Source organism: Tenuifilum thalassicum, assembly GCF_013265555.1.
In the GTDB taxonomy this organism is placed as follows: domain Bacteria; phylum Bacteroidota; class Bacteroidia; order Bacteroidales; family Tenuifilaceae; genus Tenuifilum; species Tenuifilum thalassicum.
This window is the reverse complement of sequence record NZ_CP041345.1, coordinates 2,039,226-2,063,634: the sequence shown is the minus strand read 5'-3', so window position 1 is coordinate 2,063,634 and position 24,409 is coordinate 2,039,226. Positions and strand designations below refer to the sequence as shown.

General features: G+C 38.4%; 19 protein-coding genes. 8 read left to right on the top strand and 11 right to left on the bottom strand.

Annotated elements, in window-relative coordinates; all coding sequences use genetic code 11:
• The first annotated feature begins 2 nt into the window (after positions 1-2).
• Both FHG85_RS08675 and FHG85_RS08670 read left to right on the top strand, forming a co-directional pair.
• Positions 3-890: an ABC transporter ATP-binding protein gene (locus FHG85_RS08675; protein WP_173074944.1), complete on the top strand. Its 888-nt coding sequence runs from the start codon at positions 3-5 to the stop codon at positions 888-890.
• A 5-nt stretch (positions 891-895) separates the two neighbouring features.
• Positions 896-1,714 carry a hypothetical protein gene (locus FHG85_RS08670; RefSeq protein ID WP_173074942.1) on the top strand — a complete coding sequence of 273 codons (819 nt, stop codon included), beginning with the start codon at positions 896-898 and terminating at the stop codon, positions 1,712-1,714.
• Between the two features lie 48 nt (positions 1,715-1,762).
• On the opposite strand, the gene FHG85_RS08665 is transcribed toward FHG85_RS08670, so the two are convergent.
• Positions 1,763-2,449 (bottom strand): tRNA/rRNA methyltransferase, encoded by a 687-nt coding sequence (locus FHG85_RS08665; protein WP_173074940.1) that lies wholly within the window; start codon positions 2,447-2,449, stop codon positions 1,763-1,765.
• A 110-nt stretch (positions 2,450-2,559) separates the two neighbouring features.
• Here FHG85_RS08665 and FHG85_RS08660 point away from each other — a divergent pair, with 110 nt between their 5' ends.
• The 4 genes from FHG85_RS08660 to FHG85_RS08645 all read left to right on the top strand — a co-directional run bounded on the left by FHG85_RS08660 (position 2,560) and on the right by FHG85_RS08645 (position 8,173).
• Positions 2,560-3,591, top strand: coding sequence for a T9SS type A sorting domain-containing protein (locus tag FHG85_RS08660; RefSeq protein WP_173074938.1), 1,032 nt, complete (start codon positions 2,560-2,562; stop codon positions 3,589-3,591).
• A gap of 168 nt (positions 3,592-3,759) precedes the next feature.
• On the top strand, positions 3,760-5,403 hold the full coding sequence (locus FHG85_RS08655) for a B12-binding domain-containing radical SAM protein (protein WP_173074937.1): 1,644 nt from the start codon (positions 3,760-3,762) through the stop codon (positions 5,401-5,403).
• 141 nt (positions 5,404-5,544) lie between these two features.
• On the top strand, positions 5,545-6,903 hold the full coding sequence (locus FHG85_RS08650) for a deoxyribodipyrimidine photo-lyase (protein ID WP_173074936.1): 1,359 nt from the start codon (positions 5,545-5,547) through the stop codon (positions 6,901-6,903).
• Between the two features lie 43 nt (positions 6,904-6,946).
• On the top strand, positions 6,947-8,173 hold the full coding sequence (locus FHG85_RS08645; RefSeq protein ID WP_173074935.1) for an alkaline phosphatase family protein: 1,227 nt from the start codon (positions 6,947-6,949) through the stop codon (positions 8,171-8,173).
• 41 nt (positions 8,174-8,214) lie between these two features.
• Here the strand turns inward: FHG85_RS08645 and FHG85_RS08640 are convergent, their stop codons facing one another.
• The 10 genes from FHG85_RS08640 to FHG85_RS08595 form a co-directional block, all read right to left on the bottom strand.
• The gene (locus FHG85_RS08640) at positions 8,215-9,297 is read right to left on the bottom strand and encodes a prolyl oligopeptidase family serine peptidase (protein ID WP_173074934.1); all 1,083 of its coding nucleotides are present in this window, start codon (positions 9,295-9,297) and stop codon (positions 8,215-8,217) included.
• A gap of 956 nt (positions 9,298-10,253) precedes the next feature.
• The gene (locus FHG85_RS08635; RefSeq protein ID WP_173074933.1) at positions 10,254-10,829 is read right to left on the bottom strand and encodes an LOG family protein; all 576 of its coding nucleotides are present in this window, start codon (positions 10,827-10,829) and stop codon (positions 10,254-10,256) included.
• Positions 10,830-10,901: 72 nt separating this feature from the next.
• Positions 10,902-11,219, bottom strand: coding sequence for a thioredoxin (gene trxA, locus FHG85_RS08630; protein WP_173074932.1), 318 nt, complete (start codon positions 11,217-11,219; stop codon positions 10,902-10,904).
• 73 nt (positions 11,220-11,292) lie between these two features.
• Complete coding sequence (gene dnaE / locus FHG85_RS08625) at positions 11,293-14,922, bottom strand: DNA polymerase III subunit alpha (protein WP_173074930.1); 3,630 nt, start codon at positions 14,920-14,922, stop codon at positions 11,293-11,295.
• A 198-nt stretch (positions 14,923-15,120) separates the two neighbouring features.
• Positions 15,121-16,131 carry a dihydroorotate dehydrogenase-like protein gene (locus FHG85_RS08620; RefSeq protein WP_173074928.1) on the bottom strand — a complete coding sequence of 337 codons (1,011 nt, stop codon included), beginning with the start codon at positions 16,129-16,131 and terminating at the stop codon, positions 15,121-15,123.
• Between the two features lie 27 nt (positions 16,132-16,158).
• Complete coding sequence (locus FHG85_RS08615; protein WP_173074925.1) at positions 16,159-17,193, bottom strand: serine hydrolase domain-containing protein; 1,035 nt, start codon at positions 17,191-17,193, stop codon at positions 16,159-16,161.
• 205 nt (positions 17,194-17,398) lie between these two features.
• The gene (locus tag FHG85_RS08610) at positions 17,399-17,857 is read right to left on the bottom strand and encodes a toxin-antitoxin system YwqK family antitoxin (RefSeq protein WP_173074923.1); all 459 of its coding nucleotides are present in this window, start codon (positions 17,855-17,857) and stop codon (positions 17,399-17,401) included.
• A 94-nt stretch (positions 17,858-17,951) separates the two neighbouring features.
• Positions 17,952-19,301, bottom strand: a complete 1,350-nt coding sequence (locus FHG85_RS08605; protein ID WP_173074921.1) for a T9SS C-terminal target domain-containing protein — start codon at positions 19,299-19,301, stop codon at positions 17,952-17,954.
• A 170-nt stretch (positions 19,302-19,471) separates the two neighbouring features.
• Positions 19,472-19,813, bottom strand: a complete 342-nt coding sequence (locus tag FHG85_RS08600; RefSeq protein ID WP_173074919.1) for a carboxypeptidase-like regulatory domain-containing protein — start codon at positions 19,811-19,813, stop codon at positions 19,472-19,474.
• Positions 19,814-19,973: 160 nt separating this feature from the next.
• Positions 19,974-22,781: a carboxypeptidase-like regulatory domain-containing protein gene (locus tag FHG85_RS08595; protein WP_173074917.1), complete on the bottom strand. Its 2,808-nt coding sequence runs from the start codon at positions 22,779-22,781 to the stop codon at positions 19,974-19,976.
• 169 nt (positions 22,782-22,950) lie between these two features.
• On the opposite strand from FHG85_RS08595, the gene FHG85_RS08590 reads away from it, so the two are divergent.
• Both FHG85_RS08590 and FHG85_RS08585 read left to right on the top strand, forming a co-directional pair.
• Positions 22,951-23,643: a response regulator transcription factor gene (locus FHG85_RS08590; RefSeq protein ID WP_173074915.1), complete on the top strand. Its 693-nt coding sequence runs from the start codon at positions 22,951-22,953 to the stop codon at positions 23,641-23,643.
• Positions 23,644-23,718: 75 nt separating this feature from the next.
• Positions 23,719-24,126, top strand: coding sequence for a bacteriohemerythrin (locus FHG85_RS08585; RefSeq protein WP_173074913.1), 408 nt, complete (start codon positions 23,719-23,721; stop codon positions 24,124-24,126).
• The last annotated feature ends 283 nt before the right edge of the window (positions 24,127-24,409 follow it).

Below are 24,409 nucleotides of genomic sequence, written 5' to 3'. Positions count from 1 at the left end.
GGATGTCTACTCTTTTGTCCATAAAAAAATTAACCAAGAGGTATAGCTCAACTCTAGCATTAAACGATTTTACTCTTGATGTTAAAAAGGGCGAGGTGATAGGCATTCTTGGCCCCAATGGTAGTGGTAAAACCACGCTACTTTCAATTATACTGGGTTTACGATTCCCTACAAGTGGTAGTTTTGAATGGCGAGATTCTAAGCCCAATTGCTTTCCAAAAGGATCCGTGGGGGCTTTGATTGAAGTGCCAACATTTTACCCATACCTTTCACTCGAAAAAAATCTGCGAGTAAGCGCTTTTGCTAAGAATATTAGCTATGATCAAATTTATCCTGCTATTGAACTTGTTGGGTTAACGCCTTATTTAAAGGCAAAGGTTTCGACTTTCTCGCTTGGAATGAAGCAACGGATGGCAATTGCTCAGGCATTGCTCGGAAATCCAGAAATAATTATTTTGGATGAACCAACAAATGGTTTGGATCCCGAAGGCATTGTTGAGGTTAGAAACCTGATAAAAGAGTTACATTTAAAAGGTAAGACTATCATTTTAGCAAGTCACAATTTGGACGAGGTGCAAAGAACTTGTACTCATGTGGCGGTTCTTAATAAGGGTGAATTACAGGCTGCAGGCTTGGTAGATGAACTTCTTGCATCTGCTAAAGTGGCTCATATATCAGTAGCTAATGCTGGAAAAATGAATGGTTTTATATCGGAGCATCCCGATATTAAACTTGTTGAAAAGTTAGGTAACGATTTCAAGTTGTTACTTGACGAAAAAGAACAGAAAAGTTTACTTATTGATTTAGAGGAGTTTGGGGTTGTTGTAAACTCGTTTGAAATTCGTAATATGAATCTTGAGGAGCTATTCATTAAACTAATCAGAAAGTAATTACTATGATTAGGTCGTTAAAAGCAGAACTGGTAAAACTTTTTGGATACTCAACATTCTGGGTTGTGATTGCTATGCATGCATTGCTTTTTTTAATGGTGCTCCTAATAGCAAACAATGCCACAATGAACCTTAATGGTGTTGAAACAAATGTTCTGCTTTCAAAACCATACACATGGGGAACAGTTGCTTGGCTTGCTAGCTGGTTTAACCTTATACTTGCTATACTATTTATCATTTATGTGGGAAACGATTTCCTTTTTGGTACATTTCGTAGAAGTTTACTCGATGGATTTAGTCGCAACCAGCTTTTCGGCGCAAAACTTTCTATGCTTACAATTTTCGCCATTTATGTTGTTGTTCTAGTTTCCCTGGCAGCATTTATAGCCACGCCAGTGCTAAAATCGACAAGCAGTTTGTTTGTCAGCTATAAATATGTTCTGGTGCTTTTTGTTCAGGTGATTGGATACCTAACCTTTGCCATGTTATTTGTGGTTTTAACCCGTAATGTTTCGCTTTCTATTATCCTTTATCTCCTGTATTTTGCCTTAATAGAGCCTATTATTAGACTGTTTTTACCCGATAAGATTGCGGCATATATGCCTGTAAAAATAATTTCGAACCTTACACCTATGCCCGATTTCCTTGGGATTATGGCCAAGCAGTTCAGCCTCGACCAGCAAAATGTTAGCGATAGCACACTAAATGCCATAAGAGGATTGAACGATGCACCAACTCTAATACATGATGTTGGCTTTGCTATAATTTACATTATACTTTTTGCTGCTGTTTCTTACTATATTTTCAGGAAAAGGGATTTTTAAAGTATGCGTTAACTTTTTGATGGTTTGTCCTAAACGAAAGAAATTCAACTACTTTGACAACTTTTTTATTAGTTCAGCGGTAACTGAATGAAGTAGCTTAATATCTTTTTCACTAAGCTCACTAAGACGCTCCATTACCCTGCCATGAATTAGCGTCTTGGCTCCAAGTTCAATCTCATTCATTATCTTATTAACCTTGTTAACCAATGCTTTAAACGATTGCTCGTTAGTTGAGTTAGTGGATTTGGTTTCAGATTCATTTAACTCCGATAGTATATAGGCATAAACCATTACCGATTGTGCCAGGTTAAGCGATGGATATTTGGTTTTAAGCGGAACAGTTGTAACCCTTTGGCACAGATTGATTTCTTGATTGGTAAGCCCCGATTCTTCACGCCCAAATACTATGGCAATATTGGAGATGGTATCGCCTTTATCATTGATGAATTGAGTGAGTTGATGGCTATCTATAATGTCAAGCTTCACCCATCGGTCGCGGGCCGATGTGGCAAACGCAAAATCAATATCATATAATGCTTCCTCGAGATTATTAAAAACTTGTGCGTTCTCCAAAATATCATTAGAGCCATGGGCAAGCTTACGTGCATCTACCGAAAGGTAGTCGCATGGATTTACTAGTCGAAAATCAGAAAAACCCATGGTTTTTATGGCGCGTGCAGCTGCTCCTACATTCTCTGGAACAGCAGGCTCAACAAGTATAAATGAAATATTCATAGCATTGATAATTGATGCAAAGTTATAAATGTAGCTCGTTATTTTAACATTTCCTGCTTGATTTAGGTTTACAGCATTCTTATATTTGTTTAATCTAAAAGAGAATGCTTATGAAAAAAGTTTTACTATTTGCAGCATGTGCATTAACCTTTTCAGGTTTAATGGCGCAAGTTACCTTAACGCAGGAAACCCATGGTTTCTTTGCCGATTTAAAAAATCCAATGGTTTTAACAAGCTATGTTGAACCAGGCATGGCTGGCAAAAATGTGGTTTGGGATTTTAGTAACCTTGAGGTTAAGAATTCTTTTACAGGAAATATTGATGGTTTTTATACATCAAAATGCTGCAGTAAGTTCACCAAAGGGAATGTGGTGCTTGAGGAGTTTGGAAACTTTTTTGTTTTTGAATCCACAAACGAAAGCCTTGAACAGGTAGGCTACATGTCGGCTACTGGGAATACGCGCTTTAGCTATAATAAACCATTCGTTAAGATGCGCTATCCTTTTTCCTATGGCGATAGCTATAGCGGTCAGTTCGATGGCGATTACATTTTAAACGATAATGTGATTGGCTCTATAGCTGGAACCTATAGTGTTGAGGGAGATGGAATTGGGAAGCTGATTCTTCCAAATGGGCAAACCCTCGATAATGTCCTTAGAGTGAAAGAGGTAAAAACAACCAAGCAGACTTTTAGCAGTAGCTCTGTGCTAATTACCGATATAACTTATCGTTGGTATGTTTCAAATCATCGATTCCCTGTTTTGGTTTTAATACGAAGCGAGGTGAAAGGCCAGAACTCTGAACCAGCTGTAACCACAAAGGCTGCGTACAACAGTAACGTTATGAATGCAACAACCTCTACTCCAGTTTCCACGCTTTCCGATATTAACCTTAGCATTTATCCAAACCCGTATGCCGAAAAGGTAAACATCGATTTTAATATTCCTGCTAAATGCAGTGTAAATATTAGTGTTTACGATTTAACGGGACGTGTTGTAAAAGAGTTAGCAAACACAACGCTCGACGCTGGTCAAAAGCATTTTGAGTTTTCAGCAAAGTCTTTGGGGCTTCCTGGTGGTGCATATATTTTGAAGCTAAGAGCTGGTAGTAAGGAGCTGACCCGAAAGTTGGTTGAACTATAGAAAAAACTTAAGCATAGCAAAGCCGGGAACTACCCGGCTTTTTTATGTCCACAACTATTTTTCTTTTTGTCGCAAACTTTCGCTGAACATAGTTCCTATTCGTCCTTATTTAGTTACTTTGCATATCTATCAAAAGGAGAGAATTATTTGAGTCATAATTTTTAGCTGATGAGGGTCTTACTCACAACCTTAAATTCAAAATACATTCACCAAAACCTGGCTATAGGATTGCTCTATCATTTAAATAGAGGTTTTAAAGGCCTTGATATTAAGGAGTTCACGACTAAAATGCCGGTAGATGAGGTTGCAGATTACTGCAGCAGCTTTGATTTGATTGCCTTTAGCTGCTACATTTGGAATATTGAAAAGACATTGGAGGTTGCTAAGCAAATCAAGCACAACAACCCTTCGTGCAAAATCTTATTAGGTGGGCCTGAGGTATCGTATGAATACTATGACGTTATCGAACGTCCTTATGTCGATTTTATTATTGTTGACGAGGGCGAAATACCCTTCTCTATATTTCTTGAAAAATATCCAGAATTGATTAGCATACCTGGATTGGTCTGGAAAAAAGATGGAAAGGTTATTTCAAATAAATTGCCCGAGCCCTTTGATTTGAACAGCCTAAAAGCCATCAACCCTTACCTTCATATTCCAAAGGATGAGTTAAAGAATAAGGTTTGTTATGTAGAGGCATCGCGCGGTTGCCCCAATAGGTGTAGTTTCTGTCTGGCTGGTTTACAAAATAGGCTGCGCTACATGCCAATGGATTATATCCATAGCTCGCTTCAATATCTTATGGAAAATGGCAGAACGATTAAGTTTCTCGACCGCACCTTCAATGCAAATCAAAAGTTTGCCATTTCGGTTTTCCAGTTTATTCTTGATAATAGAAAGCCAAGTAATGTTTTTCAGTTTGAGATTAAAGCCGATATTGCCCAGAACGAATTGATAGAATTCGTTTGTAATAAAGTTCCAAAGGGCATTTTCCGTTTCGAAATTGGCATACAAACTTTAAACGACAGGGCAAACGATGCCGTGCATCGTCGACAGAATTTTGAAAATATAAAAAGTTTTGTTCGGCGTGTGTCGGAACGTGTTGAGGTTCACCTTGACCTAATTGTTGGCTTGCCTTACGATTATTACGATGATATAAAGTACACCTTTGAAGAGGTTTTTAAACTTTTTGCGCCCGAGTTGCAACTTGGCTTTCTGAAATTCCTGAAAGGAACACCAATTCGGAAAGATTATAAACAGCATGGATATCGTTTTCAGCAGCATCCACCTTATCAGGTGCTTGAAAGTAAATATCTTAGTGCAAACGAAATAAAGCAAATAGAGCATGTAGAGCATGCTTTAGACCTTTTCTGGAATAAAAAGCGAGCAACCAACACCCTTAGGTATGTAGCCCGAGAGTATTCAATTTTTGAATTTTTAAAAGGATTAGGAGAGGTTTGGCTAAAGACAAGCTCTCATAAAAATGTAGGTTTAGTTGGATTGTATAACACCCTATACCATTTTTCAAAGAGTAACTACCCCGATGATGACTTGCTTATAGAGTTAATTACGCTTGATTACTATTTGAGCCATAAGATTAAACCCGCCTCGCGTTTCATACCTGAAATTGAAAAGCAGCAACGCTTAACCCTATACAATAAATTGGGGCTTAATCACCATAAGTACCGTTATTCATTTCATCCCGTTCATTTTGATGTTAAGCATTTGCTTCAAAATAAGGATGTTCGGATTAAGTCTGATATTCTTGTAGTTGAGTTTAATGGAATCGATTATCCTAAGGTAGTTGTTTAGCATAAAGTTATGTGATTGAATTATAAGAGATAAAATAATTTCTGTAATTCAAATGAGAAGGCTTAAAACTGTTAGCTAATGTGAGAAATGCATTTCACATCATCGATATTTATTACTATCTTTACCTAAACCCAATGAATTATGTTTGGCAAGTCGATTTTCAATAAACACAGGGCTAGGCTGCTTAAGGATGGCGGAAAATCTCGTCGGGGGCCTGTGATTTATTGGATGTCGCGTGACCAACGTGTTGCCGATAATTGGGCTTTAATTTACTCAATCATAAATGCAAATGAGCTAAAGGTCCCATTAGTAGTAGTTTTTACTTTATCCGAAGTTTTTCCCAGCACAAACCTTCGACATTATGGCTTCATGCTAAAAGGGCTAACAGAAGTAGAGCATAAGTTCAAGGAACTTGGTATGCCCTTTGTAACGTTAAATGGCGATCCTGCTGAAAGGCTACTGGAGTTTTCTGAAGAGGTAAAGGCTTCACTTCTTATAAGCGATTTTGATCCTTTGCTGGTTAAACGCAGTTGGAAAGCTCAGCTAAACCAACAATTAGCCATACCACATTACGAGGTGGATGCGCATAACGTAGTGCCTTGCTGGTATGTGTCACCCAAGCAGGAGTTCGGAGCATATACCATTCGCCCGAAGATAAAGAAGCATCTATCTTCGTTCTTAACCGAATTCCCAATAATTGAACTTAAGAATAAAGAAAGGGTTAGCAAATCGATAAATTGGCATGATGTTAATTCTTGGTTTAAAACAGCTTCTGAGGTAAAGCCTGTAAAAGGAGTTGTTCCTGGTGAGAAAGCAGCTCACGAAGTTCTTGACGAGTTCATTCAAGCAAAGCTTAATGGTTACGTTGAAAAACGAAACGATCCAACACTCGAGTGGCAATCTAACTTGTCGCCCTATTTACACTATGGGCATATCTCGGCTCAACGAGTAGCCATTGAGGTGCTTAAAGCGCCTGCTCCTGAGGTCGATAAGCAAGCTTTTCTGGAGGAGTTGATAGTTCGCCGTGAACTTTCCGACAACTTCTGTTACTACAACCCGAACTATTCCCGCTTTGCAGGCTTTCCAGACTGGGCAAAGGAAACCCATCGTATTCATAGGTTCGATGTAAGGGATTACCTTTACACGCTCGAGGAGTTTGAAATAGCCCATACTCATGACCCACTGTGGAATGCTGCACAGCTTCAGCTAGTTAATACTGGTAAGATGCATGGATACATGCGGATGTATTGGGCTAAAAAGATCTTGGAATGGACTACCTGTCCCGAGGAGGCAATGCGTTTTGCCATCTATCTGAACGATAAGTATAGCCTTGATGGGCGCGATCCAAATGGATATACTGGAATTGCATGGTCCATTGGTGGTGTTCACGACAGGGCTTGGCCCGAAAGGCCAATATTCGGTAAAATCCGATACATGAACTTCGAAGGCTGTAGGCGTAAATTCGATGTGGATAAGTATATTAAAATGAATATTGGTTAAACTTTTCCCCCTCAAAACGTGTTTAACATATAAACTTGGTACCATGAGAATTTTGCAAAAGTTATTTTCTGTTCTTTTCGTATTTGTTTTAACGGCTAATACATCACAGTTACATGCTCAGTATTCAGGCAAGTCTGATACCTATGTTTTACTCATATCGCTCGATGGCTTTAGATGGGATTATCCTGCCATATATAACACGCCAAATATTGATGAGTTTGGGCGAACTGGAGTTCGCGCACAGTCGTTAATTAGCTGCTATCCATCAAAAACTTTTCCTAACCATTATAGCTTGGCAACAGGCCTCCATCCCGACCATCATGGCATTGTTAACAACTCGTTTTACGATGAGAAGTTAGGTTACTATAGGTTGGGAGATAGGAAAAGCGTGGAGAATGGAGAGTTTTACGGAGGTGAACCCATTTGGGTAACCGCCGAAAAACAGGGTGTTAAAACAGCATCGTTTTATTGGGTTGGCTCGGAAGCACTCATAAAGAGATTTCAACCTACATACTGGAAAAGGTATAACCAAAAGGTTACTTTTGAGCAACGTGTCGACACTGTATTAAAGTGGTTTACACTTCCTGTGGAGTTACGACCCCATTTGGTTACATTCTACTACCACGAACCCGACTGGGTTAGCCATGAATATGGACCTGTTTCACTACAAACAGAAAAGGTTGTTGAGCAACTCGATAGTTTAATAGGTTATTTTCTTACTAAGTTGGCAGAACTGCCCATTTCGGATAAGCTAAACATCATAATAGTTTCGGATCACGGAATGGCAGAGATTTCAAATGAAAGGGTAGTTAACCTTTCGGAATATGTTGATAAAAGCTTATTTAAATACATAACAGGGAGTAACCCTGTATATAGTCTTCAGCCAAAGGTTGAGCATTACAATGAGGTGTTAGCTAAGCTAAAATCAATTCCACATCTCAAAGTCTGGGAGAGGGGGGATATTCCGCAACGCTACGTTTATGGGACAAATCCACGTATAAATGACATTCTGGTTGAGGCTGAGTTAGGCTGGAGTGTTACCTGGTCGAACAATAAAGAGGGATACTCTGGTGGAACACACGGCTACGACAACCTTATTCCCGATATGCAAGGTATCTTTTATGCTAAGGGACCTGCGTTTAAAAGTGGGTATGTTCACCCATCGTTTTACAACGTTAACATCTACACCATAATTGCCCATATTCTAAACCTAACCCCAGCCAAAACTGATGGTAGCTTGGAGCAGGTAAGGGGAGTGATGAAAGAATAAAGAGGAGCCCTCATTGGCACTCCTCTTTCAAATATTTTGATTTACCTCAATGGCAAATAGGCTGCCCTATTGATATCTTCAATGGATTTAATGGGTTTAGGTGGGTTCAGATATTTTGCAAGAAACTTGTAAATCTTCACTCTAATCTCACGAGCAGCCTTTGTGTCCATACGGTTAAACGAGTGGCCACCAGGCATTTCCTGAAATATCTCATATTCAAAATCTTTCCCTTCTGCTTTTAGTGCGTTAATTAAACTTTGCACTTCAATAACATAAACATCATCATCATTAGTATTGGTATGGATTAGCAGGGGAGTGTTTTTTAGCCGATGAGCCTGCCAGGTTGGGGAGCGCTTGAGGTACTCGTTAATATTCTCCCTGGGTGTTTGTCCGATATGATAATCGGAGTCGTATAATCGGCGATAATCGTCGTCGGCATAACCGTACCTTAGGATTAAGTCGGATACTGGTACGCCAGCGTAGGCACAGGCATAGTCGTTTGGATGGTCAAAGATGTTATGAAGTGCAATCATTCCCCCATGGCTCCAGCCAATAATCCCAATACGGTTTTTGTCCACAAAGTCGTAGTTTTCAATCATATAGTTGCGGCTTGCGTAAACATCTTCTTTCTCTAGCCCGCCATAATCTATTCTGCGCCAATGTCCTGATCCATAACCAGTGCTGCCACGATATTCAGGAGCAACAACAATATATCCCTGCGCAATCATTTCTCTAACAATATGGGTGTAGTAGGTTGTGAAGTCACCGTGAACACCACCGTGTGGAAAAACAAGTAGAGGATATTTTTTGTTGATATCAATATTTTTAGGAATAAACACATAGCTCCAGAATTTAACCGGATTAGTGGCACCCGTTTGCTCGGGGTTCTTAACATTAGCAGGAGGAGGACCGTAGATGTAAACCTTGTCGATGAAAGCCACATCGCACACCCGGTTGAACCAGGTCACATCATCAATCTTTTTTTCAAGGACGTCAAGCCTGTGGTTTAGGCTTTCGTTTTCTTGTAATAGCTGATCAACGCGTTTTTGTAAATCATTATTAGTTTGTGCTAGCAGCTGGTTTAACATCATTGCTGCTACTAACAGAAAAATAGCTCGTTTCATGGTTGTTGGGTTTAAAATTTAATCGACTGTTTAAATTTATTAGAACAAATATTTAGAAAAAAGTTTAAATTCTTGTGTTGCATATTGTAATAATTATCAATTTAATGTAGTTAAACGGATTTTAGTTATGAAATAGGAATTGTATTGGGTTATAAGGATGGATTTCGGATTGAATGGCGTTTCTATAAACCCGTTTTTTCATGGGATACAGTGTTTTGGGTTTGATGTTCAAAGTTCAATGTTCAAAGTAGGCACATTTTAAAGTAGGTTATCTTATTTCATTCAATAAGAGATTCTTCGGCAAGCTTGGCATGATAATAATTCAAAATTTCAGATTTCAGATTTAAGATTCAAGAATTGTCCCATGAGCTTCCGATTCATTCCGAATGTTTCCGAATCCTTCCGAATCATTCTTCAAGAAGAGATGACTCGACTACGCTCGGCATGACAATACTGGTTCTTTGGGCAATTAATCCAAATTGCGATGCAACGCATCATATTCGTTCTTTGGAGTGATTCTTTCGTGCATCGCCAATCACTTTGGGGCTTGTTAATTCTACCATTTGTTAGCCCCTACGTAGCAAAATTTTCATTCTTTTTAATTGATTGATTCTAAGCTTACTTTTCTTAACACCAAAAACTAAAAACGAAACACTGTTCTTCCGATTCGTTGCGAATATTTCCGATACCTTCTGTATCATTCTTTTAAATTCCTTTAACTTCTTCTAACTCCCTCATATTCCTCAACAAGAGATGCTTTGGCAAGCTCAGCATGACAGGGCGCTTCTGATATCTTCCGATTATTTCCGAATCATTCCGACTCATTCATTCCTCTAGCTTCTTCTAACTTCCTTTTATTCATCATATTCCTTCACCATAGATGCTTCGACAAGTTCAGCATGACATGGCTTCTGATTATTCCTGACTCCTTCCAATTTCCTTATAGCTTTCACTTGCTATACGGCTGCAAAGTTTATGGCGTCGGCATCCCAATGGGGGGCGTTTTCAATTGCGGGGATAACTTCTTCGGGGTTGTCAACAAATTGCCAAATTTCTCCGTGCTCTTTTCGCATGAAACGTTCGGCGATCATTTTTTCTAGTAGCATTCTTAAGTGGTAGTAAAAGTTATCGGTGTTGAGGATTACAATTGGTTTTGTGAATTTACCAAGGCGTTTGAGTGTGATAACCTCAGAAAGTTCTTCTAGGGTGCCACATCCTCCAGGAAGTGCCACAACAGCATCAACGTCCTGAATGAGTAACTTTTTTCGTTCATGCATATCTTTTACCAGGATGAGCTCGGTTAGGTTTTTGTGCCCCCATTCTACCTTTTCCATAAAACGAGGTAGAATGCCAATAACTTTTCCTCCATTCTCTAACGCAGTATCGGCAAGGCAACCCATCAATCCATAAGAGCCACCACCATAAACAATTGTAATGTCTTGCCGCGCTAATTCCTTTGCCAATTTTTTTGTGGCCTCAAAGTACTTGGTGTCAACCTTTGAGCTTGAGGCACAGTAAACACAAACTTTCATCGATAGTGTATTTTAAAAAAAGTAAAAGCCGGGCCATAATCTTGACCCGGCCAAAAGTATCAAAAAACAAGTTTATAGTAAAGCTTCAAGTTTTGCAACAAGAGCGCTTTTAGGAACTGCTCCTACTTGTTTGTCGACCATTTGACCATCTTTAAAGAAAAGAACGGTTGGAATGTTACGGATGCCGTAGCGAGCAGCAATGCCAGGATTGCTATCTACATCTACTTTTGCCACAACTGCCTTGTCCTTATATTCCTCTGCCATTTGTTCAACGTAGGGGGCAATCATACGGCATGGTCCACACCATTCTGCCCAAAAGTCAACCATTGCAGGTTTGCCTGAGTTGAGTACTAGCTCATCAAAATTTGCATCTGTTACTGCTAATGCCATAGTTATATGTTTTTAGTTAGATTTATCAATATGTAATTTCCTACAAAATTAAACCAAAAAAATGAAAAAATGTTTATGCAAGCGCAACTTTATAGCTAAATTCGTTTTCGTCGAGAAAATCAATAAATTCTTGAGTTATATTCACACGGAGAGAACGTGAGAACATATTAACCGAAACCTTATTCTCTTTATCAAAGATTTTGAACTTAAGAGTGATGTTTGCTTTTTCGTGCTTGCTATGTTTAAGTAAATCGTCAACTAAAATGTCGTTAATATCTTCAAGAGGCATGTTAATAGTGATACTCTTAATCATTTTCTCACGGACATCAAAAAGCTGGTTGATGGTTTTAATTGAAAATTCAAGCTCATCTTGTCGGTATTTTCTTTCTTGTACCTTACCGCGAATTAATAGGAAATAATCGTTGTAGCAAAAATTCCTAAAGGTTTCAAAATCTTTACCAAAGAGCATGATGTCCATTGAATCGGTATAATCTTCAAGGGTAATTTTACCATATTGCTTACCATTTTTGGTAGTTCCAATGTAAGAGGCAATAGTCATGCCCCCGATTACGATATCTCTATCCTTGTAATTTCCCATATTAGCTTTAAGCTCAGCAAGGGTAACATTACATAGGTTTTTAATTTCAAACTTAAATTGGTCCAGAGGGTGTGCAGAAAGGTAAATGCCTATAACCTCTTTTTCCTTATTAAGTTTTTCTATAGCAGGCCAAGGTTCTGCTTTAGGTGGAACTGGTTTGGGTATTTCAAAGCCAGCCATTTCTCCAAAAAGCGATTGTTGAGAGCTGTTCTTTTCATCTTGAATTTTTATGCCGTATCGCATTAGAATTTCAAGATATGTTGAACCCTTACTGTCGGGAGCAAAGAAGAGGCTTCTATCAAAGTCTATTAGGTCGTCGAAAGCACCTGCAATGGCAAGGACTTCAAGATTTTTTTTGTTGACTGTTTGGAGATTAACCCTTTCGAAGAAGTCGAAAATATTTTTGAATTTGCCCCCTTTGGTTCGAACGTCAATAATATTTTGAGCTGCGTTTTCTCCCATTCCTTTAATTGCGCCTAATCCAAACCGAATATCTCCATTTGGCATTACTGCAAACTTAATCTGACTCTCATTTACGTTTGGACCAAGTACCTGAATTCCCACACGTCGGCACTCGTCCATGAAGGTTGTTATTTTTTTAATATCGGAAAGGTTTCGGCTAAGTACAGCGGCCATAAAGTGGCTAGGGTAGTGGGCTTTTAAGTAAGCAGTTTGGTAGGCCACGTACGCGTAGCATGTTGAGTGCGATTTGTTAAATGCATACTCGGCAAATGCCTCCCAGTCGGACCAAATCTTTTCAACTATTTTCTTATCGTAACCTTTGTTCAGGCAACCCTCAATAAATTTTTCTTTAAGCTCATCCATCACCTTTTTGAGCTTTTTTCCCATTGCCTTACGTAAGGCATCGGCTTGACCCTTAGTAAAGCCTGCAAGTTTCTGGGAAAGAAGCATCACCTGCTCCTGGTAAACCGTAATCCCGTAGGTGTCCTTGAGCACATCTTCCATTTCAGGAATATCGTAGTTTATGGGCTCTCTTCCATGCTTCCTGTTGATGAAGCTAGGAATATATTCCATGGGGCCAGGGCGGTAAAGGGCATTCATGGCGATTAGGTCTTCGAACCGGTTTGGTTGAAGAGCTCGCATGTACTTTTTCATCCCTGGTGATTCGAACTGGAAGATGGCTGTTGTGTCGCCACGTGAGAAGAGTTCAAAGGTTTTTGGGTCATCTAATGGGATATTATTGATATCGACCTTTTCTCCAGTAGATTGCTCAATAAGTTTTAGGGTGTCTTTTATGATGGAAAGGGTTTTGAGTCCCAAGAAGTCCATTTTAAGCAACCCGATATCTTCAACATGCGCGCCCTCATATTGAGTTACAAAAAGCTTAGCATCGGAGTTGGTGCATAATGGTACGTACTCTTCTAGGTCGTCACGACCAATAATTATACCACAGGCATGAACGCCAGTTTGTCGAACAGTTCCTTCTAAAACTTGAGCCTGTTTAAGTGTCTCTCTGATTAGCGGATTGTCGGAATCTTTTTCTTTTTCTAGTTCAGGAACCTCTTTGAATGCTTTTTGAAGTGTGATGCCAGGTCTTTCAGGAACCATTTTGGCCAATCGTTCAGATGTAGGTAGGTCGAGTTCTAGTGTTCGTGCCACATCTTTAATTGACGACTTTGCAGCCATGGTTCCGAATGTGATGATGTGAGCCACGCGTTTTGCCCCATACTTATTAACCACGTACTGTAGAACCTCTTCGCGACCATCTTCATCGAAGTCGATATCGATATCGGGCATTGAAATTCGTTCGGGGTTAAGGAAACGCTCAAACAGAAGGTCATACTTGATTGGGTCGATATCGGTAATTCTAAGGCAGTACGCAACAGCCGAACCTGCAGCGGAACCCCTTCCCGGGCCAACCGAAACTCCTAATTCACGGGCTGCTTTAATAAAGTCCCATACAATTAGGAAGTAGCTGGGGTAACCCATTCGCTTGATTACTCCAAGTTCAAAGTCTAAACGTTCTATTACCTTTTCGCTTAGATTCTCGCCCCAACGCTGTTTAGCCCCCTCGTAGGTTAGGTATCGTAGGTACTCATCGTCGTTTTCAAAGTTTTCCGGGATTGGGAAGTAGGGCATAATGGGCTTGCTGGAAATATCGTAAAACTCAACCTTATTGTATATTTCCATGGTGTTTGATATTGCTTCTGGGCAATCGGGGAAAAGTTCTCGCATTTCATCCTCACTTTTCAGGTACTCCTGAAAGGTGTAGCGCATACGATTTGTTTCGCTTAACTTTTTCCCTGTGTTTAGGCAAATAAGGATGTCGTGCGCCGAAGCATCGTCGGCTAGAGCAAAATGCACATCGTTAGTGGCGATGCATTTTACTCCAGTTTTTTTTGAAAGCTCAATTATTGTTTGGTTAACCTTTACCTGGTTCTCATATACTTCATAGTCGATGCGAGGTTCGCCCGATTTGTGAAGCATTAGCTCTAGGTAAAAGTCATCTCCGAAAATATCTTTGTACTCGTAAATTAACCTTTCGGCTTCATCCATATCGCCCTTCATGATGGCTTGGGGGATTTCTCCCCCTAAGCAAGCGCTTGAGGCAATTATTCCTTTGCTGTATTTGCGAAGTAGCTCCTTGTCGATTCGAGGTTTATAGTAGAACCCTTCTGTGAAACCATAGCTAACTAATCTCATCAAGTTATGGTAACCCTCTTTGTTCTTGGCTAACAGAATGAGGTGGAAGTTTTGCCTATCTTCTTTGTCGGTTTTGTCAAAACGACTCTTTTTTGCAATATAGGTTTCACAACCAACAATGGGTTTGAAAAGTTTTGATTCGGTTTCTTTAAGCTTTTTCTCTAAATCGGATAGGGCTAATTGGTTGTCAGCTTCTTGAGAATTCTCACCTTTAAGTTTTTCAATCTCACTTTTTATCTGTTTAATCTCGGCATTTATCGAGGCGTTTGCCTTACCAATCTTTGCAATAAACTCCTTGATACCAAACATATTACCATGATCGGTAAGCGCTAAGCCAGGCATCCCTAACTCTTTAGCACGAGCAATTAGTTTATCGATACTTGATGCCCCATCGAGAATTGAGTAATGGCTGTGAACGTGTAGGTGTACAAACTGACTCATTGTATTTGTATGTTGCTGAATTAGTGTAATATGCAATTTGCTAGTTATCTGCTAAATTAGCTATAAGGTATTTTTTTAAAGGGTTAAAATGTGGATTATAAATAAAAATTTATCAACATTCTTTCATGTTTCATGTAATCAGCTGTTTATGAAAAGAGCCAGGATTACCTGGCTCAGCTATACATCTTTTCGTGTGAATTATAATGAGTTAGATTTAAGAATATCATTTGAACGTAGAAGAATATCGACATATTGTGCTCTACGGTAAGCAAATGGATCGTGGAGATTTTTCTTGGATAATTTTCCTTTGAAATCATCGATAGATTCATATCCTTTTCTACTCATCCATAATTCGATTTGAGCTAAAATTTTGGTAATGTGCTCTATACCATTTTTGTAAAGTGTGCTAACAACTTGGAATGCATTTGCTCCAGCAAGTATCATTTTAATTGCATCGGTTCCATTCAAAATACCAGTTGCTGCGCAAATATCGGCAGCAATATGGCCATAAAGCAGACCAATGAACCTAAGTGGTAATCTATTGGCATCAGGTTCGCTAAGTATGATTGTTTGTATGAGTTCCTCTTTCTCAATATCGATATCGGGTTGGAATAACCTGTTGAATAGAACAAAACCTTCCACTTCGATTTTGTCAAACTTGCCGATTACATCAAGAGGATTTGTGTAGAATGGGCTTAGTTTAACGCTTACTGGAATTTTGATATTTTCTTTTACACTTTTAAGAATTTCAATTTGGGATTGAATAATTGTTTTTCCTTCAACCTCAAAATCTTTAGGAGTAGTATAGAAGTTCAACTCCAATGCATCAACACCAGTTTCGGAAATTGCAATGGCATATTCAGCCCAGGTGTCGGGGTGCATGGCGTTTAGGCTACCTATTACAGGAATGCTAAGTTCTTCCTTTGCCCTTTTTAGTTTTGCAAGATGATCGGCTGGACCAGCATGCTTTAGAGTAGGGAAGAGTTTTACCATCTCGGCATGGCGTTCGTTATACTCTTCCAGTTCGTTTTCCATTTCCAGCTCCTCGAGCTGAATTTGCTCCTCGAATAATGATTTAAAAACAACGGCACCAGCTCCAGCTTTTTCAATGGCTTTGAGGGTGTCGATGTTTGAAGTGAGCGATGAAGCTCCCACTATTAGCGGGTTCTTTAGCTCTATTCCTAAATAGTTAGTTTTTAATTTTGACATAATATTTGGTATTAGGGGGTTGTTTAATCATATTTTTTTAACAATGCTTTTTGCGAGGTCAATAACGGATTTTGGCCAACGATAATCAGTGAAATTTTTTGAACTAATGGCAACTATTATATCCTTGCTTGGAACCACAAATACGTATTGATCGCCATAGCCTGCTGCATAGTACATTGCTGGTTTATCATTTTCCAGTAATATCCACCAGTGCAGACCATAACCAGTGCTACTGTCAATTTTAATGTTCAACTTTGACGATTCATTTGTCCACTTGCTTGAAACAATATAATTTCCTGAGAAGGTGCCTTCGTTTAAAAGTAGAAGCCCAATTTTTGCCATATCGTAAGTCGATAATGATATTCCTCCCCAAGCAGGGTATGGGTTGTTGGGATACTGATCCCAGTGGAAATTTTCGATTCTTAATGGTTTGAAAATATGGTTGTCAACAAAATTATTGAAAGGTTTTCCGCTTACCCTGCTAACTATTTCTGCTAGCACCTGCGACGAAAGACTATTGTAGTTGAATTTAGTCCCAGGTATAGTATCGAAAGAGAGGGAGAAGAATCGATCTAACCAATTCTTTTTCTCTTCAAGAAGTGCTATTAAACTATTTGATGCGTAGTTATATGGAAATAACCACTCGTTCCACTTTAAGCCAGTGGTTTGATTTAGAAGATGCTTTATGGTTATCTGTTTGAATAGCGGTTGTTTCTTAAAAGTTTCCTCGTATTCAGGAAAGTAGATGTAGATTGGCTTTTCGATAGATTCAATTAATCCTTTATCGATACAAATTCCAACTGCAATGGATGTTATACTTTTAGTTACAGAGCTAATTTGATTTAAAGTGTACTTGTTCGTAAAACCGTAATATTGCTCAAAAAGTTTTTGCCCCTTAGAGTTAATGACAACAATAGCCGAAACCTTACCATACTGGTCGTTACGAATGTCTTTATCAATATCAGAAAATTTCTTGTAAAAACTAATGCCATTAATACCAGCAAAAGCATAGCTTGCCTGTACAAAACCGAAAAAAAGTAGCATTAATAAAGAATTTCGCATAACACGAGGTTTTACATATAAAATTATTACAAAATTGGTTTAAAGGCAAGTAATATATAAAACCTTTTAAAAGCAATTTAGTTCAACGTGTTGTCGAATTCAAAAAAAATAATCCGGCTAAACCGGATTAAATTATGATATGTAAGAAATGAATTTGAGTAAAATAGTAGGATTCTCTGGATGTGTAAGTTTATTAAATATCTAACTAATATTTTTTACGTGATAATTCCTTTCCATTTTCATCAAATATGATCCAAGTGCCGCTTTTTTTACCATTGGTGTAGGTCATGTCGTATCGTAATGTGCCATTATCGTCCCAGACATACCATTTGCCATGTTTTTGGCCATTTGAAAAATTAGCTTCAGAAGTTTTTACCCCTTGCTCGTTCCATTTTTCCCATTTGCCATTTTTTATACCATTTGTGTATACCCTTTTTTCTTTAATTTTTCCAGAAGGATAGAAAAAGGTCATTTCTCCATTGGGAAGGCCATTGCTAATTGTTGCTTTAACCTTGATTTTCCCATTGTTATGGTATAAAGAGTAGATGCCAGAAAAGGCATTCCCATTTTCATCGTAATATTTCCCATCGCGCTCAACAACATTCGATTGAGAAAAACCAACAAAACAAATTAAAGATAAGAGTAGCGTAATAAATGACCTCATAGCGTTTTTTTTATACTTAAACGAATGGTTATTAAAAAAGGTGCAAAAAACTTCCCGGTTTTTTGGGAAGTTTTTGAAAACGTTTTGCAACCGATTAGTAGGCAGTGTTTTGAGGATCCCAGTTGCACCATTGAGCGGTCCAATTTGTTGATCCAAAAGCCCCACGGAACGAAACTTGTTCAAATCCAGTAAGTCCTTCGAAAGATGCACCGTTTAACACTGGTGAACCCGATTCTGGTAAAGGATTAACATTTCCCCAGTTCCATGAGTTGGATATTTTTAGCTGTGAATTCTCATCAAATAAGGTGTTATTGCCATTTGTAAACATTGCATCATATTCTTGTTCTGTAAGTGAAGATCCATCGGTTTTAACGTTGTAGTTTTTAATCATTCCTGCCATGATACAGTTCTTAATCTCAGGGCCGTTGGCAGTGTTATATAAATTCTTTGAAGGGCCTTCGATATATAGACCTGTGTTGAAACCTGCAATTATTGAGTTGTAAAGGCTTAGTCGGGTGTTTCTTCTAAGTCGTAACCCATACTTGTGATTAGGATTAACGTTTTGTTGGTCTTTTGTTGCGTATGGGCCTAGGATGGTGATGTTGCTAAATTTGGCCGAAGTAAGTGGACTGTTTGAAGAACCGCTAGCATCGTTATCTGATTCGAATCCGTTTGAAGCGTCGGTTTTGTCTGCTTCTTCTGGGCCTCTAAGGATAAAACCGAATTGAACATTTCCGCTGAAACCATTATCAGTATCAAAATCGTCGTCACCTGCACGGTACGATACAAGGTATTTAGCATTTACAGTGCCACCAAACCATTCAAATGAGTCGTCGCGTCCAAATGAAACTTGAACATATTCAATGGTAGTTCCGCTACCGACCCCACCAAGGGTTAATCCGTTAATCTCATTTCCATTTGAAACCTCGTAGCCAGCAAATTCAATTCGAACATAATGTAAAGTTCCTGAGTTGTCGTTAGGATCGGAACCTCCGAAAGTGGCACCTGTTCCGCCTTCAATCTCAGCTTCGCCACCTGTTTGGTTTATTGGCGCTTTCCCGCATATAATAATGCCAGCCCAATCGCCAGGCTTCCGTTCACCAGCAGGCTTATCGCTTGTGAATACTATTGGTTTTTGGGCTGTTCCATTAGCTTCAATTTTGGCACCACGTTCAACAATCAGACACGCTTTTGTGTCACTAATCCCCTTTATTATTGTACCAGGTTCAATTGTAAGGGTTACACCTGGTTTAACATATACAAATCCATCGAGGAAGATGGTATCTTCAGCTGCCCATAATGTGTTTTCAGAAATTTCGCCAGTTACAGTCTTTTTGGTACCTTGAGGAATTGTGTTTGTTCCCTCGTCTTTTTCACATGATGTTAGCAGAATGCCTAGAACGGTCAATGCCGCTAATAGAAGATTTGTTTTTGATCGATTCATAACTTTTAATATTTATTGGTTTGTTTTTACATTTCAAAAGTATCGTATATGTAGGATATTCGGGTTAAGCCTGGTTTACCATTACATTAGTTAAATGTTAGGTTTGAGCTAATAAAAAGAGGCTGTAATTAACCTACAGCCTCTGAATGTGAAAATACCTTTTTTATCGTCTATTCAACAGCATCTAGCTCTACTTTTAACTCGTTTAAGTTTTTGTTGATTTCAAGTTCGGTTGTTGAATATGATATTAATCCAACTCTAATTTTTGCTTTTGGCTCTGAGAGTTTTACGCTAAAATTACCTTCAAAATCAGTGTATATAACCTTGTCGTTAACCATTACTGAAGCACCTGCAAGACCTTCGCCAGTAGTTTTGTCTACTACTACACCTTTTATGGTTTTAACCATTGAAGATGTATTGGAAGATTTTGCTTCTTTCTTATCATCATTTCTAGCACTTACAACATTTGCTGCTAAAATGGTTGCTATTAGGATAACTGCTAACTTTTTCATTTCTTCTTCTTTTTTTGTTTAACTGATACAAAGTAAGTGTATATTAATTTGTTAGTGTTTAAATGTAGATGAAGTGTTTGTTAAGAAATAATTAATTCTGGAATATGTTTGAAAAAAACGGATGCCTTTAAAAACATCCGCTACTTTAGAAAACCATGTTCTAAAACTTGTAATTTGCTCCAATTGAAAAAGATAAACCCTCCTTGTATTGCTTGTTGCTAAGGTCCATATCGGTATTGTTCTCTCCTTTAAATTTTTGGTAAATATTAAATTTTTGGTTTAGTAGATTTTTTACACCTGCTTTAATTTCAATGTTGTTTGCAAAGGTTTTTGATATTGTTAAGTCTAACATATGCTGATGCTTTTCGTAGTAATCGGGTATGTCTTGTTCCTCGTTTTGAAATGGAATACCAACTGCTTGGATTCTATCACCAATTACATTGTACTGAATAGCAATGTTTAGTTTGTTTTCCTCGTTTTGGTAAAATATCCCGGCATTTACAAGATATGGTGATTGCCCCTGCATAGGTCTCTCCCTGAAAATACTTTCTTTTGGGAATTGAACTCTGCTATGAATAAGTGCAGCATTCATTGAAATATAGAAATCCTTAAGTAATGATATGGCTTTAAGAGATTTACGTAGTTCGATTTCTGCACCAACACTATAAGCACTTTCTGCATTGTCGTATGTGAAAAGTGGACGTGCACCTGCTGGTTTAAATACAAGTTCAATAGGTGCACTAAACTTCTTATAGAACAACCCAATTGAGAAAAACTCACCTGTGTTAGGGTATTGCTCCCATCGTAAATCGAAGTTGTTTACTAGGCAGCTTTTAAGATCGCTTTTCCCAACATATTCTGCTTCATCGTTAAAGTTATAGAAGTAAAATGGTGCAATTTCACGGAACTCAGGTCGATTAATGGAAATACCAGCAGCTAATCTTAACAGGTTCCTATCGTTCAAATTATAGGTCAGATTTGCCGAAGGGAAAACGTCTATTTTATTGTCATTAACTGTGAGTGGTAAGCCATATCTGTTGTAGCTATTCAACTTTTGGTTTACAAGTTCTGCCCTAATTCCCCCATAAAAAGATAGTTTCTTTGTAATATTTGTGTTTAATGCAAAATAGGAGGCTCCCAGAATAGAGTTGACGTCGTAAGAGTCAGATTTTGAGGTGGATTCTTTTAGTATGAAGCCATCGGGGCTTGTGTTTATATTCTCAAGGCTAAAGATTTGACTAGTTGGTAACCAAACCGATTCGGTATAGGAAGAGTTTTTAGCAAATCCCAATACTCGAGCGTTAAAGCTGCGGGTTTTAAATTCGCCGTAGATGCCCCCTTTAATGGTTGGTTGCCAGCCATTCAAATCGAGCTTTTGCTCATAGTTGATTCCAATGCTGCTTGTGTGCTCAATAAGTTTAAGGAACGACCTGCCAGCATCGCTTACCGAAGGGGTTAACCCAACAGCAGCGTAGTACTCGTTATAGTGAGGTAGCAATGGCTCATCCTGAAGGGTTGTGCGGAGCTGTTTCATGTCGGGTTCGTTTTTATACGATAAGGCGTATCCAATTACCCAGTCGATTTTGCTATTTAGGTTCTCGCCCCATTTCCTTTCACCAGCCAATTGCGACGAGTATGTTGTTCGATTTTGAAAATAATCTTGATATGATCTTATGGTAAACCCTTCATGACCGTTAAAACCATTTCTAATGAGAATGCTGCTTTTCCCAATAAGATTAAAAAGATTTCTGAACTCAATTTTTGTGTTTTTCTCAGTTAGTAAGGTCCAATTATGTAGTATTCCAATTTTTGCACTGCGAATAAAAACACTATCAGTGTAATTGTGATTTATGGGAGGTAGTTCTCCTGGTGTAAGCTGTACTTGGTACTCTTTATGTGCTATATCTTCAGTTTGATGATTGTTACTGTACGATATAGATGTAATGTTCCCAATTTGTCTATTACCCTTTTGCCATTTTTTCCCAAATGTGATGTTAAATTTTTGTTCTGGAATAGCAGTAGTTACATGTGGATTCCAGCTTGTGTTCAACATTTTTCCATATTCTGCCAGTTGAGAGTTTGACAAGCCTTTTAGTGAAGAGGGGAAATTTTGAGGTAAGTTCCTTGTACCGTCGTCGAATCCTAACCAGTCGGTTTTGCTGGTGGTTATCTGTTTGAAACTGTTTAAGTTGGTGCTCGTGTTTATACCTGTTGAATAGCCAATGCTAAGATAATCTTCGCTAGGCATATTTTTAGTGAATATTTTGATAAAACCCCCAGTAAAATCGGCAGGAATTTCTGGTGAAGGACTTTTGTAGATAAGGACGTTATCAATCATTGAGCTAGGGATCACATCAAATGAGAAGGCTTTCTGGTCAGCCTCGCTTGATGGGGTTGATGAGTTATTAAGCCATGCATTATTGTAACGTTGGTTTAGTCCACGAACAACAACAAAACGGTTGTCGATTATTGAAACGCCAGGGATTCGGCGAATAAACTCCGAAGCGTCACGATCTTGCGAGCGAGATATTTGCTGTGCCGAAATACCATTTGCAACCGATAAACTCGATTTTATAGTGCTTAGCATTGCCACATCGGTATTTGTTTTGCGAGTGGCTGTAACCGTAACGCCTTCAATGGCTGTTGTAACCTCTTCAAGTTCAATGTATAATTTGACCTTTTTGTTAGGCTCAACCAGAATATTCTTTACAACCTTGGGTTCGTATGAGATGAATGACACCGAAAGATTGAAATGCCCTGGTTTTAGATTGTTTATTTCAAAATGTCCATCCAGGTCGGTTGTTGTTCCTAATGTTGTGCCTTCAATTATTATAGTAGCGCCCACAAGCGATTCATTGTGAGTCTTGTCGTATACTGTTCCCGTTATTGAACCAACCTGAGCTATAGAATGGGTCGTTATAATTAGGCCTACTAGTGTAATAACTTTTTGCTTAAAAGTGTTACGCATAATTTTTCTCAATTTTTTCTTTGCAAAGAAAGGCTGATAAAATCGTATTCGTTTTAAATGAACGTTATACTTATGTTAATCCGATAAGGCTGTTTTGTCTCAAAATGTTAACATTAAGTTAGCTTAACTGTTTTCTTTCTTATTTATCTTTGTAAAAAGTGCAAAAGAAATGAATCCAGAGAACTATAAGATTTTAGTAGTAGATGATGAACCCGACATTGTAGAGTTCCTAACTTATAATTTAAAAAAAGACGGTTTTATTGTGGATTCGGCATCGAACGGGAAAATGGCAATTGAAAAAGCCATTAGCTTTAAACCACATCTAATTTTGCTAGATGTTATGATGCCCGATATGGATGGAGTTGAAACCTGTGAGGAGCTAAGGAATTTACCAGTTACCAAAAATACTTTAATAGCTTTTCTAACGGCCCGAAGCGAGGATTATAGTCAAATTGCTGGATTTGAAGCTGGTGGCGACGATTATATTACCAAACCCATTAAACCAAAAGTTTTAATTAGCAGAATCAAAGCTCTCTTAAAGCGTAGCGGACAGATTGTTGAGGCTGGTGAATCCAATGTGGAAGTACCTAATGAAGGGATTTATATCGATAAGGAACGTTACCTAGTTTACCTAAATGGGAACGAGATTACACTCCCCAAAAAGGAGTTTGAACTTTTATCGCTTCTTCAAAGTAAACCACATAAAGTGTTTACTCGTGATGAGATTTACCAAGCTATTTGGGGCGATGACATTGTAGTTGGCGATAGGACAATTGATGTGCATATTCGTAAGCTAAGGGAAAAACTAGGCGATAAATACATTAAGACAGTAAAAGGGGTAGGGTATAAGTTCTCGTTATGATTTTATGTAAAATCTATCTATAACATTTATCCACTTTTCCCCGTAAAAAAGTTGCAGAGTTTAAAGGTTTTACAAATGAAAATCGTTGAGTGGAGCCCAAAATACAGTGTCTCAATTAAAAGTATTGATGACGATCATATAAAACTGTTGAACACAATAAATAAACTTTTTGACTCTATAAGTAAAGGTAAAGCAAACGCTGTTATTTACGATATTTTAAACGAACTTGAGCAATATTCAAACTTTCATTTCAACCGTGAAGAGACCTTCTTTAGACAAACGAACTACCCAGAGTCTGTAGAGCATATTAAGGAGCATGAGGCATTTAAACAGAAAATCCAAGAGATTAAAAAAGAGGTTAGCGATAATAAATCAATAGCGATTCCTGAGCTGCTTGGATTTTTAAGTAGCTGGCTAAAAGACCATATAGCAAATTCCGATAAAGCATACGAAGAGCATTTCAAAAAACATGGAGTGGTTTAGTACTGTATTAGTTGCTCCACTCTGAGGAAGTTATTTGCTGCATAGTTTTTCCAAGAGCCTGAGCCTAATTAAAACGTTAAATTTAAAGATTCTTCGTTATCCTTCTTCGCCAGACATAGTCACAAACATTTTCTTGTCATGCTGAGCTTGTCGAAGCAGCTTTGGTGGAAGAATATGAGGAAGTTAGGAGAAGTTAAAGGAAGTTAAAAGAATGACATGGAAAGAATCGGAAATAATCGGAAGGATTCGGAAGATTTTTCCGTTTAACCCTTAACGATTAACG

What these genes read in the sequence shown, in the direction of transcription:
- dnaE (WP_173074930.1), bottom strand. Translation starts at nt 14,922, where the DNA reads ATGAGTCAGTTTGTACACCTACACGTTCACAGCCATTACTCAATTCTC.
- FHG85_RS08665 (WP_173074940.1), bottom strand. Translation starts at nt 2,449, where the DNA reads ATGAATATTTCATTTATACTTGTTGAGCCTGCTGTTCCAGAGAATGTA.
- FHG85_RS08610 (WP_173074923.1), bottom strand. Translation starts at nt 17,857, where the DNA reads ATGAGGTCATTTATTACGCTACTCTTATCTTTAATTTGTTTTGTTGGT.
- FHG85_RS08615 (WP_173074925.1), bottom strand. Translation starts at nt 17,193, where the DNA reads ATGCGAAATTCTTTATTAATGCTACTTTTTTTCGGTTTTGTACAGGCA.
- FHG85_RS08600 (WP_173074919.1), bottom strand. Translation starts at nt 19,813, where the DNA reads ATGAAAAAGTTAGCAGTTATCCTAATAGCAACCATTTTAGCAGCAAAT.
- FHG85_RS08675 (WP_173074944.1), top strand. Translation starts at nt 3, where the DNA reads ATGTCTACTCTTTTGTCCATAAAAAAATTAACCAAGAGGTATAGCTCA.
- FHG85_RS08595 (WP_173074917.1), bottom strand. Translation starts at nt 22,781, where the DNA reads ATGCGTAACACTTTTAAGCAAAAAGTTATTACACTAGTAGGCCTAATT.
- FHG85_RS08655 (WP_173074937.1), top strand. Translation starts at nt 3,760, where the DNA reads ATGAGGGTCTTACTCACAACCTTAAATTCAAAATACATTCACCAAAAC.
- FHG85_RS08670 (WP_173074942.1), top strand. Translation starts at nt 896, where the DNA reads ATGATTAGGTCGTTAAAAGCAGAACTGGTAAAACTTTTTGGATACTCA.
- FHG85_RS08650 (WP_173074936.1), top strand. Translation starts at nt 5,545, where the DNA reads ATGTTTGGCAAGTCGATTTTCAATAAACACAGGGCTAGGCTGCTTAAG.
- FHG85_RS08645 (WP_173074935.1), top strand. Translation starts at nt 6,947, where the DNA reads ATGAGAATTTTGCAAAAGTTATTTTCTGTTCTTTTCGTATTTGTTTTA.
- FHG85_RS08660 (WP_173074938.1), top strand. Translation starts at nt 2,560, where the DNA reads ATGAAAAAAGTTTTACTATTTGCAGCATGTGCATTAACCTTTTCAGGT.
- FHG85_RS08585 (WP_173074913.1), top strand. Translation starts at nt 23,719, where the DNA reads ATGAAAATCGTTGAGTGGAGCCCAAAATACAGTGTCTCAATTAAAAGT.
- FHG85_RS08590 (WP_173074915.1), top strand. Translation starts at nt 22,951, where the DNA reads ATGAATCCAGAGAACTATAAGATTTTAGTAGTAGATGATGAACCCGAC.
- trxA (WP_173074932.1), bottom strand. Translation starts at nt 11,219, where the DNA reads ATGGCATTAGCAGTAACAGATGCAAATTTTGATGAGCTAGTACTCAAC.
- FHG85_RS08620 (WP_173074928.1), bottom strand. Translation starts at nt 16,131, where the DNA reads ATGTCAAAATTAAAAACTAACTATTTAGGAATAGAGCTAAAGAACCCG.
- FHG85_RS08640 (WP_173074934.1), bottom strand. Translation starts at nt 9,297, where the DNA reads ATGAAACGAGCTATTTTTCTGTTAGTAGCAGCAATGATGTTAAACCAG.
- FHG85_RS08635 (WP_173074933.1), bottom strand. Translation starts at nt 10,829, where the DNA reads ATGAAAGTTTGTGTTTACTGTGCCTCAAGCTCAAAGGTTGACACCAAG.
- FHG85_RS08605 (WP_173074921.1), bottom strand. Translation starts at nt 19,301, where the DNA reads ATGAATCGATCAAAAACAAATCTTCTATTAGCGGCATTGACCGTTCTA.